The sequence below is a fragment of the Streptomyces exfoliatus genome (assembly GCF_000725545.1).
GTDB classification, from domain to species: domain Bacteria; phylum Actinomycetota; class Actinomycetes; order Streptomycetales; family Streptomycetaceae; genus Streptomyces; species Streptomyces exfoliatus.
In genome coordinates this window covers 77,038-93,812 of the sequence record NZ_JNZP01000024.1, presented here as the reverse complement: position 1 = coordinate 93,812, position 16,775 = coordinate 77,038, and the positions used below count along the sequence as shown (strand labels likewise).

Annotated in this window: 11 protein-coding genes and 3 pseudogenes; 7 read left to right on the top strand and 7 right to left on the bottom strand. The window is 70.8% G+C overall.

From position 1 onward, the window contains the following. The 5 genes and pseudogenes from IO20_RS39910 to IO20_RS0126595 all read right to left on the bottom strand — a co-directional run. Positions 1–141, bottom strand: a pseudogene (locus IO20_RS39910) (mandelate racemase/muconate lactonizing enzyme family protein); the annotation flags it as partial. 216 nt (positions 142–357) lie between these two features. Next, positions 358–690 (bottom strand): annotated as a pseudogene (locus tag IO20_RS0126610) (enoyl-CoA hydratase-related protein); the annotation flags it as partial. 331 nt (positions 691–1,021) lie between these two features. Continuing rightward, positions 1,022–1,588 (bottom strand): HutD/Ves family protein, encoded by a 567-nt coding sequence (locus IO20_RS0126605; protein WP_030555599.1) that lies wholly within the window; start codon positions 1,586–1,588, stop codon positions 1,022–1,024. 174 nt (positions 1,589–1,762) lie between these two features. After that, on the bottom strand, positions 1,763–3,181 hold the full coding sequence (gene pntB / locus IO20_RS0126600) for a Re/Si-specific NAD(P)(+) transhydrogenase subunit beta (protein WP_030555591.1): 1,419 nt from the start codon (positions 3,179–3,181) through the stop codon (positions 1,763–1,765). Position 3,182: 1 nt separating this feature from the next. Further along, complete coding sequence (locus tag IO20_RS0126595) at positions 3,183–4,709, bottom strand: Re/Si-specific NAD(P)(+) transhydrogenase subunit alpha (RefSeq protein WP_030555589.1); 1,527 nt, start codon at positions 4,707–4,709, stop codon at positions 3,183–3,185. A gap of 223 nt (positions 4,710–4,932) precedes the next feature. On the opposite strand from IO20_RS0126595, the gene IO20_RS0126590 reads away from it, so the two are divergent. After that, entirely contained in the window at positions 4,933–6,048 is a 1,116-nt protein-coding gene (locus IO20_RS0126590; protein ID WP_030555587.1) for a hypothetical protein, read from the top strand. Positions 6,049–6,396: 348 nt separating this feature from the next. On the opposite strand, the gene IO20_RS0126585 is transcribed toward IO20_RS0126590, so the two are convergent. After that, positions 6,397–6,558 (bottom strand): hypothetical protein, encoded by a 162-nt coding sequence (locus IO20_RS0126585; protein ID WP_157850807.1) that lies wholly within the window; start codon positions 6,556–6,558, stop codon positions 6,397–6,399. On the opposite strand from IO20_RS0126585, the pseudogene IO20_RS42410 reads away from it, so the two are divergent. Then, positions 6,557–7,147: pseudogene (locus tag IO20_RS42410) on the top strand (WD40 repeat domain-containing protein); the annotation flags it as partial. The gene IO20_RS0126585 and the pseudogene IO20_RS42410 overlap by 2 nt on opposite strands. Before the next feature lie 673 nt (positions 7,148–7,820). Next, complete coding sequence (locus IO20_RS41555; protein WP_245685053.1) at positions 7,821–11,381, top strand: tetratricopeptide repeat protein; 3,561 nt, start codon at positions 7,821–7,823, stop codon at positions 11,379–11,381. A gap of 121 nt (positions 11,382–11,502) precedes the next feature. Here IO20_RS41555 and IO20_RS0126575 read toward each other — a convergent pair whose 3' ends face one another. Then, positions 11,503–11,706 carry a hypothetical protein gene (locus IO20_RS0126575; RefSeq protein ID WP_030555581.1) on the bottom strand — a complete coding sequence of 68 codons (204 nt, stop codon included), beginning with the start codon at positions 11,704–11,706 and terminating at the stop codon, positions 11,503–11,505. A 97-nt stretch (positions 11,707–11,803) separates the two neighbouring features. Here IO20_RS0126575 and IO20_RS0126570 point away from each other — a divergent pair, with 97 nt between their 5' ends. The 4 genes from IO20_RS0126570 (at position 11,804) to IO20_RS42405 (ending at position 16,772) form a co-directional block, all read left to right on the top strand. After that, the gene (locus tag IO20_RS0126570) at positions 11,804–12,910 is read left to right on the top strand and encodes a hypothetical protein (protein ID WP_030555579.1); all 1,107 of its coding nucleotides are present in this window, start codon (positions 11,804–11,806) and stop codon (positions 12,908–12,910) included. A gap of 186 nt (positions 12,911–13,096) precedes the next feature. Further along, positions 13,097–14,569 (top strand): hypothetical protein, encoded by a 1,473-nt coding sequence (locus IO20_RS40395; RefSeq protein WP_157850806.1) that lies wholly within the window; start codon positions 13,097–13,099, stop codon positions 14,567–14,569. Between the two features lie 295 nt (positions 14,570–14,864). Then, the gene (locus IO20_RS0126560; RefSeq protein ID WP_051874874.1) at positions 14,865–16,202 is read left to right on the top strand and encodes a TerD family protein; all 1,338 of its coding nucleotides are present in this window, start codon (positions 14,865–14,867) and stop codon (positions 16,200–16,202) included. Between the two features lie 315 nt (positions 16,203–16,517). Next, entirely contained in the window at positions 16,518–16,772 is a 255-nt protein-coding gene (locus IO20_RS42405) for a DUF6193 family natural product biosynthesis protein (protein WP_369405427.1), read from the top strand. Positions 16,773–16,775: the final 3 nt, after the last annotated feature.

Genomic DNA, 16,775 nt, shown 5'->3' with positions numbered 1-16,775 from the left:
ATAGCCCACCAACGCGTCGGTGTGCCCGAGCATCCGCGTCTCACCGACACCGGTCAGACCCTCGTCGGTATGGACCAGGACATAGGTCAGGTTGCGCCAGGGCGTCCCGACGACGTGCGTGCTGATTCCCGTGATCCGCAAGGCCGTTGACCTCCTACTGTTCGAGATTTCGTACTGCGTTCGAAACTCTGGCGGTGACAGTAGGGAGGCCCGCACGCGGGCGTCAAGAGGTCGGACAGGACCGGGAATCCGGGCGGGCGGAGCGCCGGGACGCGAAGGGCGAAATACGCCGGAAACCCCGCCCCGATGGCTCCGAGGAGCGTCCGGCGGCGGGGTCCAGGTCGGTGCGGTGCGGGCTCAGCCGAGCGGGTCGGCCGTGTCCCGCAGGGTGGCCAGGGCCGGGGCGTACATCCGGGCCTTGATGGTGCCGAGGGTGTCGCCGGCCTTGTTCACCTGCGCCTGGGCGATCTCGATCGCGGTGGAGCGCACGGCCTCCTCGGCGACCGCCCGGTCGACGATACCGGCGGCCTCGGCGTCGGAGCCGCCGTAGCGGCGGGCGGTGAGCATGGCCTCGTGGGCGCTCTGCGGGGCCAGCCGGGACTGGATGAGCGCGGCCATGCCGGGGGTGAAGGGGATGTCGATGTCCGCTTCGGGCAGGCACCAGCAGCCGCGGTCGGCGCGCATCACGCGGCTGGTCGCGCTCGCCCCGTACTCACGCAGCAGGGCGGCGGCACTGAGGACCATCCGCTCGCGGCTCTCACTCCTGCGCGGACCCACCCGCCCCCCACCGCCCTCCCGACGACGAGGCAGCCCGCCGAGCGGGCTACCTGCCGGTAACTTGCGGGCCATGCCATAGAGCATGCAAGAGGGGAGCCGCGGCTTCCGAAGCGCGGGCCGGCGGCGCTCGGAGGCGCGCACCGGGTCTGACGAGCCCCGTGTCGGCGCCCTCCGGGTACGGCGCCGTCCCGGTGGTGAGCGACGTGCCCACCGGATCGGACCGCGAAGGCCGCGCGACCCGTACTCAGGCCACAGGAGCGATGTCCGCCCACAGAGCGACGGCACCGGGCGAGAGCGGTGTGGCCGCGCGGCCCGGCGTGGTGTCGTGCTCGTCCCACCACACGCCCTGGCCCGCGGCGAGAGGGCGCCCGTCCGTGCCCGTCCGCCAGTGTCCGCGCAGCACGTAGAACACCGCTGCGTGGCCGTCGGGCAGTGCGACAGGCCCGGTGATCCGGTCCACCCGGGCCGCCCGGCGGCCGCGCCGCGCCATGATGTTGAGGGCCCGGCAGGGCCCGCCGCGCAGTTCGGCGGTCAACTCCAGGTCACCGGAGAACGCGAGGGGCTCCTCCGGTCGCGCCGTCCGGTCGAACGTCCCCGGAGCCGTCAGCCGCACCCCGTCGCCCGACAGGAGAGCGAACGTCCTGTCGACACCGGGAAAGGCCGAGAACGGGCCGTTCCGGTCGATGTCGGCCACGCTCGCACGCCACTGGAACTCTCCCGCACCCACCGGCCACGAGACGATCTCCCTCGTGGCGCCTCCACCGTTGCGCCACCGGCCCGCCTTCAGGGTCTCGACGTCGAAGTGGTGCATCCGGGCTCCTGAGCTGTGTGCGGTACGGGCGCGGATCACCCGGGCGCACAACGATAGGGGCCGTCTTGCGACGGCCCCGCGGCGGAGGGCTCCCGGAGGGGTCCGCCGGCACATCGGCGTGGACGAGTCCGCGTCCACGCCGATGTGCCAGGAGGTCCTCCCGTGCCGTGCTTCTCAGAGGGCGCCGACGATCTCCTCGACCCGGGCCTTCGCGTCGCCGAAGAGCATCGCGGTGTTCTCCTTGAAGAACAGCGGGTTCTGCACGCCGGCGTACCCGGAGGCCATCGAGCGCTTGAAGACGATGACCTTGCCTGCCTCCCAGACGGTGAGCACCGGCATGCCGGCGAGCGGGCTGCTGGGGTCCTCCGCTCCGGCCGGGTTGACCGTGTCGTTGGCGCCGATCACGAGGACGACGTCGGTCTTGGCGAAGTCGTCGTTGATCTCGTCCATTTCGAGCACGATGTCGTACGGCACCTTCGCCTCGGCGAGGAGCACGTTCATGTGGCCGGGCAGGCGGCCGGCGACGGGATGGATGCCGAACCGTACGTCGACGCCCTTCGCGCGCAGCTTCGAGGTGAGCTCCGCGACCGGGTACTGCGCCTGGGCGACGGCCATGCCGTACCCCGGCGTGATGATGACGGACCGGGCCGAGCCCAGGAGTTCGGCGGCGCCCTGAGCGGTGGTCTCCTGGTGCTCGCCGTAGTCGACCTCCGAGCCGGACGGCGCCTCGATGCCGAAGCCGCCGGCGATCACGGAGAGGAACGAGCGGTTCATGGCCTTGCACATGATGAAGGACAGGTAGGCACCCGAGGATCCGACGAGCGCACCGGTGATGATCAGCAGGTCGTTGCCGAGGAGGAAGCCGGAGGCCGCGGCCGCCCAGCCGGAGTAGCTGTTGAGCATCGAGACGACGACCGGCATGTCGCCGCCGCCGATCGAGGCCACCAGGTGCCAGCCGAGGGCAAGCGCCAGGACCGTCACGGTGACCATCAGCCACAGCTCCGGCGTGATCACGAACCACACCGTCAGGGCGAGGAACAGGACGAGCGAGCCGAGGTTCAGGGCGTTCTTGCCCGGCAGCACCAGCGGCTTGGAGTCGATCTTCGCGGCGAGCTTCAGGTACGCCACGACGGAGCCGGTGAAGGTCACCGCGCCGATGAACAGGCCGATGAAGACCTCGGCGTGGTGGATGCCCAGCGTGCCGAGCGCGCCCAGGACCTCCGCCTCGTGGCCGTCCGGGTCGTACTCGACGTTCAGGAAGCCGTTCCAGCTGACCAGTACGGCCGCCAGACCGACGAAGGAGTGCAGCAGCGCGATCAGCTCGGGCATGCCGGTCATCTCGACGCCGCGGGCGCGCCGCAGGCCGATCAGCGCGCCGATCAGCATCGCGACGGCCATCAGGCCGAGGCCCGCGGTGCTGATGTCGCCGTCCAGCGCGAGCACGATCGTCGCGACGAGCGCGACGCCCATGCCGAGCATGCCGAAGGCGTTGCCGAGCCGTGCCGATTCGTGCTTGGAAAGTCCTGCCAGCGCGAGGATGAACAGCAGCGCGGCAACAAGGTAGGCCGCCTGTGCGGCGAGGGTCGCAGACATGTCAGCTCCGGTTGAACATGGCGAGCATGCGACGCGTCACCGCGAAGCCGCCGAAGACGTTGATACTGGCCAGAAGGATCGCCACGGACGACAGCACCGTGACCGTCGTGCTCGTGTGGCCGATCTGCAGAAGCGCGCCGACGACGATGATCCCGGAGATCGCGTTCGTGACGGACATCAGCGGCGTGTGCAGCGCGTGGTGCACGTGCCCGATCACGTAGTAACCGATCACGATCGCGAGGACGAAGACCGTCACGTGGGGCAGCAGCGCCGCCGGGGCGAACGCCACGGCGAGGAACAGCGCCAGCGCGCCGAGGGCGACGCCGCCGAACTTCTGCTTCGGCGTCATCGGCTCCTTCTTCGGCGCCGGCTGCGCCACGGCGGCCGCGGGCGCGGGGGCCGGGGCCGCCGAGACCTGGACCGGCGGCGGCGGCCACGCCGACTCGCCCTCGCGTACGACGGTGATCGAGCGCTGCACCGGATCGTCCCAGTCGAGGACCAGCAGGCCGTCCTTGCCGGGTGTCATCAGCTTCAGCAGGTTGACCAGGTTCGTGCCGTACAGCTGCGACGCCTGGGCCGACAGCCGACCCGCCAGATCCGTGTATCCGATGATCGTCACGCCGTTGTCCGTGACGGCCTTCTCGCCCTTCACGGTGCCCTCGACGTTGCCGCCGTTGGCGGCCGCCATGTCGACGATCACCGACCCCGGCTTCATGCTCGCCACCATCTCCGCGGTGATCAGCGTCGGCGCGGGACGGCCCGGGATGAGTGCGGTGGTGATGACGATGTCGACCTCGCGGCACTGCGCGGCGTAGAGCTCGGCCTCGCGCGCCTTGTAGTCGTCGCCCATCTCCTTGGCGTAGCCGGTCTTCGAGACCTCCACCTCGGGGGAAGCGATCGACAGGTACTCGCCGCCCAGCGACCGGACCTGGTCGGCGACCTCCGGGCGCGGATCGGTCGCCCGTACGATCGCACCGAGCGAACCGGACGCGCCGATCGCCGCGAGACCCGCCACGCCCGCGCCCGCGACGAGCACCTTCGCCGGCGGTACCTTGCCCGCAGCGGTCACCTGGCCGGTGAAGAAGCGTCCGAACTCGTGCGCGGCCTCGATGACGGCCCGGTAGCCGGCGATGTTCGCCATCGACGACAGCACGTCCATCGACTGCGCCCGGCTGATGCGCGGCACGGCGTCCATCGACAGCGCCGTGAAGGGACGCCGGCCCAGGTCCTCGACCATCGCCGGGTCGAAGGCCGGGGAGAACAGGGCGATCACCGTGGCCTCCGGCCGTACCCGGTCCAACTGCGCCGGGCTCGGGGCGTTGACCCCCAGCACCACGTCCGCGCCCGCCGCGTCGCCGACGGTCGCGCCGGCGGCCTCGTAGGCACTGTCGGTGAATCCGGCCGCGACCCCCGCGCCCGGGTCGACGACCACGTCGTACCCCAGTTTGCGGATCTGCTGGATCGTGGCAGGCGTGGCCGCGACACGACTCTCACCTGCCCGCCCTTCCTTGAGGACTCCGACAATCACGGATGTTCTCCGTTCGCTGTTCAGGCCGTCACCGGCATGTTCTCGACACGATCAGAAGTGCGCCCGCAATGACCCGGAGCACGACGCTCAGCTTGGCCGCCGGGAGCGGCCCTGAACAGCTCCCACAAGTGAGGCACACGCAACACTCGACTGAACAGAAACCCCATGCATCACATGGCATCGTGCGTGTGGCACCTACTCCCGGGCCGCCATGGAGAACCGCATGACCCGCACCACACCCCCGCGACCCGTCGATGTCGAAGCCGTTTTCCCCGTCCTCTCCGCCCATCGGCGTACGGCCACGCGCCTGCATCCCCGCCAGGGCGTGGCGACGGCCGGGGAAAGCTCGCTGGCGGGGCCGCTGTTGTGGCCGGCCGACGAGCCGTGGCCTGTGTGCTGCGCGGTGCACCCCAAGGGCAAGGGCCACCGGCTGGACGACGTGCGGCTCGAGCGGCACATCCTCGCCGCGGCGAGAGGACGCGACTTCTCCGACGAGGAGCGGCGGATACTCGACGCCATCACACCGGGACGACACGCCCCGGACCTTCGGGACGAGGCCCCTCTCCCGCTGCTGGCCGTCGCCCAGCTGTACACGCGGGACATCCCCGACCTCGTCGGCCCGGAAGGCCACGACCTGCTCCAGGTCTTCTGGTGCCCCTTCGAGGTCCACGGACCTGCCCGCACCCTCGACGTCGTGCTGAGGTGGCGGCGCTCGCGGGAGGTCGGCGACGTCCTGACGCCCCAGCCCGAGCCACCGGTGGCGGGCCGCAAGGAATGCGTGCCCACCCGCTGCGCCCTGCACCCCGAACAGGTCGTCGAGCACGAGTACCTGGGCCTGCTGAGCGAAGAGCTCCAGGACGCCATCGCCGACTGGGAGGAGGGCCTGCTGGACGCGGAGGACGACGACGAGGACGCGTACGACTCCTCCGAGCCGCGGAGCTACGACACCTACGAGGAGTACGAGGCCGCGATGGCCCGGGCACGGACGGAGGAGGAGTACGAGGTCGACTACATGGGCGACCTGTCCATCGCCCCGGGATGGAAGGTGGGCGGCTTCGCCTCCTGGCACCTCACCGATCCCGCACGCGTCGACTGCGCGGTCTGCGGCACACCGATGCCTCCCCTGCTCACGGTCGATCAGTGGGAGTGCGGCGGCGGTTCGAGGAGCTGGCTTCCGCTCGAGGACCGCGACCCGACCGACACCCCGGACGTGATCGGCCCCGACGTGATCGATCCGGACGTGATCGACCCGGTCGGCGTCTACCTCGGCCGCGGCTCGATGCGCGTGCACACCTGCCCCGCCGACCCGGAACACCCGCACCGGCTCAGTTTCCAATAGACGCCGCGGCGGTGTCCTCCTCCCCCAGCACGCGGCACCGCTCGCTCGGGCCGCCGCTGCCGCGGGCCTTCCGGGTTGACGGGATCCGTCTTGTCCGTGGTCAGGGTGAAACGGGTGCCGGTGACCTGCCCGGTGCTCCGCGGTGCGGGGTCGTCCTTCGGCACGCCCGGCTGGACTTCTGTGACACGCCTTCTCAGGGTGGACAGGATTCGAAACCGCGCCCTTTTGACCCCAGCGGAACCGGAGGAACCGCGCGTCGACGAGCCCCAGCTCCCCGGGCGAGCCGGCCGCGGCACGCCGGCCTGACGGTTACGCCGGGCCGGCCGCGTCCAGGGCCGGTTCCCGTCCTCAGTGCTGGTCGATCCAGTAGATCACCCAGGCCGTGACTCCGGTCGTCGACAACTGCACCACCCAGCGCACGAGTTCATCGCTCGCGGCCCCCCACAGCCGTCGGGCCGCCGTCTGCCTGCCACCATCGTTCTTCGGATCGCGGTTCTTCGCCTGCCGCATGCCCACATCGGAGCACCGGTCGCCCGGGACCAGCACCGAAGCGCTTCGCCGCGCGCCGGGGGTCTGGGATCCGGAGCAGGGCCGCTGTGTACGGTCGCTGGGCACCGCGAAGCAGGACCATGTCGGTTTGTCGGCCGACAGCCGATTCGCGGTCACCGGCGACATGGCGGGGGTTCATGTGTGGGACGTCGCCACGGGCGCCCACCTCGAGGGCCGGCGGCTCAGTGATGGGAAGCTCCTGCGCGACCCGGCTGTCAGAGGAACGCGGGTTCTGATGGTGCAGGCGGACATCCAGAAGGTCATGGCGGACAACGGGGAGATGACCAGCTCCGAGCTCCATCTCCGGCAGCGGGACACCGGCGAGATCCAACGCATCGGCGGCGACTACGCGATCCGCACCCTGCACTGGACGGCGGACGACGATCGGATCCTGTTGGGCGGTTATGACGGCAGTCTCCAGTTGTGGGGCCTGGGCCCGGCCGAACTGCGTCGTCTCCACGCCATGCCCGGACACTCCGCCGAGGTCAGCGCCCTGAGCAGCACCCCCGACGGCCGTACCGCGGCGTCGGCGGGCTGGGACGTCACCGTCAGGTTGTGGGATCTGCGCGCCGGTCAGTGCCTGGGCACCATGGACGGGAACGGCCGGCTGATGTCGGTCAGCTTGAGCTCCGACAGCCGTTTCGCCTTGTGCGGCACCAGCCGTGCGAACGCGGCACTCCGACTGGGATACGGCCAGTGGCCGGTGCGTGCGCACGTTCGACCCGATTCCCGGCTGGGCGGTCGACGCCCACCTCACTCAGGACGGGCGTTTCGCGGTGGCCGCCGACCCGGCCGGCAACCTCCGGACATGGCAGACCGAGTCCGGCCACTGCATCCGAGTCAGCGAAGCCCATCCGGCAGGGGTCTCGTGCGCCGTTCTCCCCGCCCACGACCAGTTCGTGCTCACCACAGGCGGTCCGACGGACACCGGCGGCCCCCAAACTCCGGGACCTCGACTGGGATCTGGCCTGATCCAAAAGACAGGCCCCAGCTGAAGCGTGTCACAGAAGGCCGCGCTCGGGCAGGCAGAGCCGGGGCTCTCGGGCACCTGCCGGTCCGGATGATCAGCAACGGGCCATCGACAGGTCTGTCCAGATCTGGATCGCCGATGAGCGGGGTCGCTCGACCGTCAGGAACACCATCGCCGTCCTGGTCCGAGTCATGGAGGGGCGGTCCATCGAGCCGGCCGACGCACTCGCGGCCCGCCCCTCGACGCACAGCTCATGCCGGCCCCCGGACCTGCTCCCGAGGCGCGCATGTTCACCGGCCCCCGAGGAGGCCGAAGCTCCACCGCGGTCCTCCGCAGCTCTACCGCGGTCCTCCGCGACGCCACCCACTGGGACGACGTCGTCACGGAACTCGGGTATGGGCACCTGCGGCGCCACGACCTCCGGCACACCAGACCCACCTGGTTCACCGACGCCGGGGTCCAGGTCCACGTCCTGCGCAGGATCGCCGGCCACGGCTCGCTGACCCGCACCCAGCGATACCCGCACCCCGACGTCCACAAGATCACGCAGGCTCCGGTGCGGGCATCACTGTCGGCGCCGCCAGGTACGGTGACGTGGCACGCGACCGTGCACGGGGCGAAGTCGCGGAGTCGTCCGACGGACGGGCGAGACAGGGGGAAACCGGTGGCACCGAGGCCGGGTGGTGAGACGGACAAGTTCGGCAACCGCTACGAAGGCGCCTGGACGATCAGGCACGCCTTGTACGTCCTCCTGGGGCAAGGCGATTCGCTCACCCTTGAGCCGAACGGAGTCCTCGGCGAAGGTAGCGAGTTCGCCTACCGTCACAACGGGCGCACCGAGGTGCACCAGGTCAAGCGTCAGAACCGCAACGCCAACGGCTGGAACGTCACGGCCCTGGACACCAAGGGGATCTGGCGGCACCTCCGCACCCACGCCGAAGCGGGGCACGACTTCCATTTCGTCTCGATGGTGCCGGCCAGGCCGCTCCAGGAACTGTGCGACCGCGCCCGTCGATCCGACGACTTCTCCTCCTTCGTCCGTGACTGGCTGACGGACAAACTCCGTGCCCCCTTCGACGAGCTCGCGGCTCCCCGGATCTACGGCGCGCCGGACACGGCGTGGCACATGCTCCGCGCCCTGTGGGTGGAGTGGCCTGATGAGCGCGACGTGGTCGCCGTCAATACAGCCCTCGCCGAACAGGCCCTGGCCGGGGCTCCCGGCCGCCTTGCAGCACTTGCCTTGGGCGACCTTCTTCTCAACTCCCTGGGAACCCGCCTCGACGCGGCAGCCTTCGCAGACCGACTCCCGCAGTACGGGCTGAGGCGCGTGATTCCGCCGGAGGGCAGCGCCGTGGCAGCGTCGGTGGGTGGGGCTGCGCGGGCCGCCCCCGTCCACGTCGACCGTCGAACCGCCTCCGCCCCATGGGGACTGCCGGCCCCGTCCAGCACGTTCACCGGCAGGGATGCCGCCGTGAACGGGCTGCTCTCGGTGCTGGACCCGGGTGCCGTCGGTAAAGGACCGTCGGTCCACGTCGTCGCCGGCCTCCCAGGCGTCGGAAAGACCGAGTTGGTGCGCCAGGTCGCCCATCGCGCCTGTGCACGAGACGGATGGTTCGACAGTGTCCTCGCCGTCGAACTCTACGCATACGACCCCGCTCGCCATCAGGCTCCCGACGAGGCACTCGCCTCCATGCTCCGGGGGTTGGGCGTCGACCACGAGCACATCCCCGTGTCTCTCGAGGACCGTGCGCGACTGTACCGATCGGCGCTACAGGACCTCGCCGACCAGGGACGACGCACCCTGATCGTCCTCGACGACGCCATGGACGGCGAGCAGGTCCGGCTCCTCCTCCCAGGTGACGCGCGCACCCCCGTGCTGATCACCTCCCGACACACGCTGTCCGACCTGGACGCCCGCTTGCACGACCTGGCAGTCCTCGATCCCGCGGACTCCGTCGACCTGCTCCGCCTCGTTCTGCGGGCGAGCCGCGGTGAGGAGGACACGCGGATCGACGATGCCCCGGACAGGGCCGAGGCCATCGCCCGGCAGTGCGGGCACCTGCCGCTGGCGCTCCGGATCGTCGCCGCACTCTTGGCGGACCAGCCGACCCGACCGCTGTCCTCGATGGCCCGGGCTCTGGACGACGAGCATCGCCGCCTGCGTCGGTTGAGTCGCGGGAACTTCGCGGTACGAGCCGCCTTCGAACTGTCCTACCGGCACCTGCCGCAGGACCAGGCACGGCTCTTCCGGCTCTTCGCGCTCAACCCCGGCCCAGACGTCTCCACCGAGTCCGCCGCCCGGCTCTGCGATGTCGACCCGGACACAGCCGAGGAACTCCTGGAGGCCCTGGGGCGCGGCCATCTGGTGCAGAGTACGGCCATCTACGGCCGGTGGCGCATGCACGACCTGCTCCGGCTCTACGCGGACGAGACGGGGCGGACGGAGCACACTGTCCAAAGCCGGTCCGCTGCCTTGGAGCGGCTGCTACGCCACTACGCGGACCGTCTGGGCGAGGCGCATGACCACCTCTCCCCAGGTCACTCTCCAGCGCCTGGATTCGCCGACCGGACCGCAGCACTCTCCTGGCTGGACGAGGAACGGGCGAACCTCGTCGCGGTCATCACCACCACGCCCGGCACGCACAACCCCTACGTCATCCTGGCGATGGCGGGAGGTATAGGCGACTACCTCAAACTGCGCCACGGCTTCGCCGAGTTGACGGCCGTATACGACAGCGCGCTGGAGCACTGCTCCGGGAACGAACCTGCCGCCTTCCGTGCCACGTTCCTCGACGGACGGGCATGCGCCCTCAGAGGACTGAGGCGGTTCCCCGAAGCCGTCGCCGCACACGAGGAGGCCCTCCGTATCCACAGGGCGGTGGGGTCCCTTCTGGGCGAGGCAGAGGTACTGACCAACCTCGGACGCACCTTGCACGAGATGCGCGACATCGAGCGGGCCGTGCCCGTGTTGCAAAGGGCCGTTGTCCTCCAGGGCGAGGCGGGAAATCTCCATGGTGAGGCCGCGGCGCTCAACAATCTCGGACGCTCGCTGGACGAGTTGGGCCGCTACGGGGAAGCGGTGGACGCGTACGAGCGGGACATCGAGATCTGCCGTCTCGTCGGAGACTGGCACGGTGAGGCGGTCACCCAGAACAATCTCGGCCTGGCACTCAGAGAACTGGGACGGGCCGGTGAGGCCGCGGCCGCCCACGCGGCTGCACGCGACGCCTTCCACAGGGCCGATGACCGCCATGGAGTCGTCATGGCCCTCACCAATCTGAGCACGGCGTTGCGTGCGGGGGGACTCGGTGACGGGGCGGATGTACTTGAGGAGGCGCTCACCCTCTGTCGCGATCTCGGGGACAAGCGCGGCGAAGGCCTCGCCCTGAACAACCTCGCGGCCATCCGACTGCAGACGGGTGAACCGGCCGAGGCCGCCCGTCTGCTGACGAAGGCGAACGACCTGTTGAAGGAGGTCGGCGATGCCCACGCGCAGGCAAAGGCGCGGATGAACCTCAGCAAGGCGTGGGCGATGCTCCAGCAGCCGGACCGGGCCATCACGGCAGTCCGTGAGGCAATCACGTTCTTCCGGGCGGCCCGCGACCGCCACGGAGAGGGGAGGGCACTCTTCCTTCTCGCGTCGGCCCTGTGGGCCACGGACCCGGAGGAGGCCATCTCGCTCGGTACGGCTGCGGTAGCCGCGCTCGGCGAGACCGAGGACGAGGCGCTGACCGAACAGGCGACGGCGCTCGTGACCGCGATGCGGGACTCCGTCGACCTCGACGGACACCCGACGGGTACCCGGGCCCGCTAATGGGAGCAGATCACCAGGCACATCGAGCGGAACGCGAAGCGTACGGACAAGAACAAGTTCTGCATGCCTGCGAATGGACGGCGCTCGGGCCTGCACCACGGGCCGGACGGATGACCTGAGGTCACCGCCGGTGCCGGCGGGCGGGGTGGTCCGTGAGGTGGCGGGCGAAGGCGTCGAACATCTGGCCGCGGCTCTGGCCCCGGGTTCCACGCAGGGCGGCGAGGAACCCGCTCAGCAGCGTCACCAGTCGCAGGGGGCGGGCGAGGACCAAGACCAGCGCGATGACCGGTACGGCGCTGACAGAGGCCAGGAAGTTCTGAAGCATGAGGTTGAAAGCCTTTCATCGGTCGGTTGTTGGCACCTCATGACCTCACATCGGGAAGACGCTGACGGCGGGAACTTCGCGGGGTTGTAATGGGTGCATGCCTCGAACCCCGCCCTCGGGCGCCGATGCCGCGCTGATCCAGGCCCTCGCGGAGCGGGGTGTGCACGTGTCGGTCTTCCAACTGGAGCGGTGGCGGACGGCAGGCCGGCTTCAGCGCCACCCCCGGCGGGGGCTGGGCCGGGGGTGCGGCACCCGTGCCGTGCTGCTGCCGGAGGCCGTCGTGCAGGCCGAGATGCTGGCCCGTGCGACCCGGCAGGGGCGGGCTCCGGCCTCTGTGGCGACCGGCGAGCTCGTTCGGGCGGTCGCCGGCGGGGAGCCTGCCCAGCTCCGAGCGGTGATCGGCGAACACCTGCGCCGACTGGCCACCGGTCTCGGCGCGGGTCCAACGCCGACGGCCGAGGCCGCGGCGCATTCCGACGAGGAGGCCGAGGCGCTGCTGGAGGCGGCAGGCCGGCTCGCGCGGGACGTGCCCGGCCCCGCCGACGCGCACAACATGCTCCTCGACGCCGCGGCGGAGCGCGGCCTGGACGTGGCGGGCATTGCGCGGATGCCTCAATGGCGACGGACTGCGTCCCTTGCGGTGGTCGCCCTGCGGCTCTTCGCTGCCGGCCGGGACGAGGTGGGGTTGGACGAAGTCGCCGAGGCACTCGGCGAGGGCCTTGGCCTGTCCGCCCAAGCGGCCGACGGCCTGCAGTGGTCCGTGGCCCAGGAGGAGGAGCGGACCCGTCGACGCGGTGAGGACCCTTGGAAGGCTCTGCCACCCGTGCACGACGCGAGGACGCTGCTGTCAGCGGTGGACGCCTCGGGCGACGAGGAACTGCTCCGGGCGGCCGAAGCCGTCATGTCCGTCGCCCCGCTCCAGCTGGTGGCTGTACTGGGCGGTCTCATGGGCGTGCACGGGGTGGAAATGCCCCTGACGGTGCGGCCGGACGGTGTGTTGCGGATGCTGCGTCACCCGGTCTGGTGGCAGTGGGGACAGTACGTCACGGCGGCCTCCTCCAGCCGGGAGGACGCCGCTGCCCGGTCCATCGCGCAGGTCCTCAACACCCCTGGGCTGACCGACGCGCTGCCCGCCTACCTGCGGTTCCTACGTGAGGAGCTCGGGCTTGCCCGGCTGACCCCCAGATCAGCGGCGACCGACTGATCGTGGCTCCAAGCCGCGACTCGCACGACGCGACCGCACTGCCGTGAATTCTGCTCCGCCCTCGCTCCGAGGGGCGAGCAGATTCCGTCACCCCGCGCCGAACCTCTACCTTGGACTCCGACGGAAATTACAAGTGACGGCATACGCAAGTGAGTTGGGGTAATGGCGTCAGATCCGGCGGATGCGGTGTCGGTCAGTGGGGTCGGGTTCGGGGACTACTACCGGGCGCATGTGGGACCGCTCGTCGCCCTGTCGCTGCTGCGCGGCGCGGACCTGGTGGAGGCGGCGCGACTCGCCCAGGACTCGATGGCGGTGGCCCGGCGGTGGATGGACGTCTTGGTCGCGAACGCGATCGGGGCCGCGAAGGACACCAGGACCCCTGTGGTCACCGCGCAGGCGCTGCGGTCCTGGACGTGCCGGATGACCGTCGGAGGCGGCGTCGGAGCGCTCCGCCCAGCACATGGGACGGTGCCCGCCCTCCTGGGGAGGGGCAGCACCGACGCCCTGGTGCAGGCCCGGACGGTGGTGGCGCTCGCCCCGCTGAGAGAGTTGAACGAGCGCCAACTCAACGTCGTCGCCTTTCGGTTGGCCGGCTGTGCGCCGGGAGCGATCGGGTACGAGTTGGGCCTGTCGATGCCGAAGGTGCACCGCACCCTGCGCCACGTCGGCAAGCTGCTCGAAGCGGGGACGGGGCTACGGCAGGCCAGGGGTGCCGAGGCGCCGGAGGAGGCCGAGGGGCCTGGAGAGGCCGAGGGGACCGTCGAGGCGGACGTCAGCTTCGCGGAGCTGCTGGGCGAGCTGGCGGCCGCGCTGGATCCCGTACTCGACCTGCGGGCCGGGCTGGACGAGGTGAGCGGCTCCATCGGTGCAGACGGGACCACCGCTCGCCCCAGCGACCCCGTACCGCCGCTGTGGAACCTCGGCCCTTCGCTGCCCGTGCCGCCCTTCGGCGCACCAGTGCCGCACTCGTTCGCCGAGACCGCGCCGTCCGGGGTACGGGCGTACGCGGCCGGCCTCACCCGGTGCGACGCGGGGGGCCGCGAGGCTGCGCTCCGCGGGTTTCCCACGGTCGAGCTGGCGGCCGTGCGGCTCGGAGCGGTGCTCGCCCTACAGGTGGAGCGGTTCCGACGGGAGGCCGAAAGGTCAGGGACACGAGCCACCAGACACGAGTTCCGGAGGGAGGACGCCCGGGCGTTCGCGGTCGCACTGGAACAGGACGCCGCGCTCGCCGCGCCGATGTTCGACGCGGTGAAGGACCTCGACGTCCCGCGCCGCGTCGGCTTCCTGGCGGCGGGGCTCGCCCATGACGACCCCTGCACGAACGAGGTCGCCTACGACGGGATCGAAGCGTCCCTCGCCCTGGTCCAGTTCCGGCGCGCGGCGGTACGGTCGGCGCTGCGCGCGCTGCACGGGCCCGGTGCGGACACTTCCGGTCAGTCCAGTTGCTCGCTCGCCGAGTCCCTCACGCAGTCCCTGAGGGACACCCACCGGATGATCCACCAGCTCGACGAACTGAGCAGCGACCTCTCGCGTGCCGAGTCGACACTGCCGGAAGGCCACTACGTGGACATGACCCGGGACTTCGACCTCCACCAGGGTTTCCACGCGGACCTGGCCTTCGGCATCGACGCCGCCCGGGAGGCCCTGTCGCAGCCCTAGGTGCCGTACTTCTCTCGCAGGTGGACACAGTGTGACCCCGTCTGGAACTTCCAGGCGACCGCATCGATCACCAAGCGGTGGTCCCACCACCGGCCACCCGCTTCGGTGTCCGGTCCGGGAGCAACGGCTCGATCCTCGCCCACCGCGCGTCAGTCAACGGCACATCCGGACCAGCGATGAGAGGACCTGAACGAACTGGCCAAGAGGGTGTCTCGCCGATCACGCCGGACTCGCGCCGCCCGATCGACAGGACGACCCCTAGGCAGGCAGAACGGTCGCGTGCCAGCATGACGGCGTGACAAAGATCATCAAGGGGGGAAACCTGCCGATCCCCGGGCAGGTGTGGCGCATCGCGGTCGTCCGGCGGGCGGCCGGGGACGGAGTGCCGGAGGTCGACGCCTCGGCGCTCCTGCTCGACGCCACGGGCAGGGTCAGGGGCGACGGCGACCTCGTCTTCTACAACCAGCTGACCCACCCGTCCGGCGCCGTGCGCCACATCGGACAGGTGCGCGACGAGCAGCACCGCGTCGCCGACTGGCTGGAGGTCGACACCGCGCTGGTGGAGCCGACCGTCCACCGCATCGTCATCAGCGCCTCGACCGACGCGGGGACGTTCGGCCAGGTGCCGGGCCTCCACATACGGACGATCAGCGCCGCTACAGGGGAGCAGCTGGCGCTGTACGAGGTCGACGACGCGAGCACCGAGACGGCGTACGTCCTCGGCGAGTTCTACCGGCGCGACGGGGCGTGGAAGTTCCGCGCGGTGGGCCAGGGGTGGGACTCCGGCCTCGTCGGCCTGGCGGAGGACTTCGGCATCGAGGGCAGGGACCCCGACAGGCCCGCTCCCGACGACGAGCGCACCCTCGACGACGGGACCGCCCCCGACGTCGAGACGCGCCCCGACGGCGCCCCGACGGAGGACATCCCCGAGGGGCTCCTGGCGAAGGTCCGGGAAGCCGAGGCCGCCGTCCCGGCGCAGGTTCCCGTGCAGGACCCCGTGCGGACCGGCCCCACGTCGGACATCGGCGTCTCGGGCGAGGACTTCCCCGAGTTCGTCCGCAGCGGCAAGGGCGGGAAGAGCTTCACGGTCGACGTGCCGATCCCGGCCGTCTGGTTGGTGGTCGACTCCGCCCGCAGGGGCGACGGCTACTTCAGCGTGCACAGCGTGGACAAGCAGGGCAAGGACGACGTCCTCCTCGCGAACACGACCCTGGAGGACTTCGAGGGCCGGGCCGTGCTGCGTCACCGCGGCCGGAGCCCGCTGCGCCTGCGCGTGAGCGCCGCGGGGCGCGAGTGGACGATCGCCGTCCGTCCGGTGAGCGTCGTGGAGGAGCTCGGCCGGAGTGCGAAGGGCCGGGGCGCGGACGTGCTGCTCCACACGGGTCCCGCCGGCCGGCTCACCTGCCGGCTCCACACCTACAGCCACGCGTACTTCCACGTACAGGGCCATGAGCCGGGTGGCCGCGACCACCTGCTGGCCAACGTGGCGAGCAGGCGCCCCAAGGACACGAGGGAGTTGCCCGAGGGGCCCCTGCTCGTGCAGGTCAGGAGCGCCGAGGGCGACTGGACCCTGGAGGTCCGCCCGCCGAAGGAGAAGGGCTCCGGCAGGTTCTGGCGCCGGGCAGCGCGCTGAGGGACCGTTCACGGCGTCGTCTGCGTCCTGCGAGCTGGTCGACGTGTTCGGGGATCGTGGCTTTGAAGCCGCGTCGGCGGAGGCAGACACGGAAGGTGCGGACGGAGCAGCCCTTGTCGGCGACCGCGTGGTCGGGCCGGGTGCGGGGTCTACCGGGTCCTGGGTGTGGGACGCGGATGAGGCCGATGACGGCCTCGGCCCGGGTGCGGTCGTTGCGGTCGCGCGCGGTGACCGGGCCGCAGCGGCCCCTGACATTGCGACCGCCTGGCGCTGGCTCCTTGAACGCCCGGTACCCGGGGAGCCACGCATGAATCGCTGACTGTCCTCGTCGAGGCCGCCCACGCTGAACCACGCCTGCGCGGCCTCTATTCCTACCCGACACACGGCACGCTGCACTTCCTACGCAGCGTCCCGCCCTGGAGCGGATCAGATCCCGACGACGTTCCGTTCATCGTCTACGGCGGGCCGCCGTACCAGGTCTATACAGCCGGCTACGCCGCCCTCCTGGGAGAGGTCGCCACGCCCGCGGAGGCCATCGTGCTCGTGGTGGGCCATGTGCCCCCGAGGTAGTCG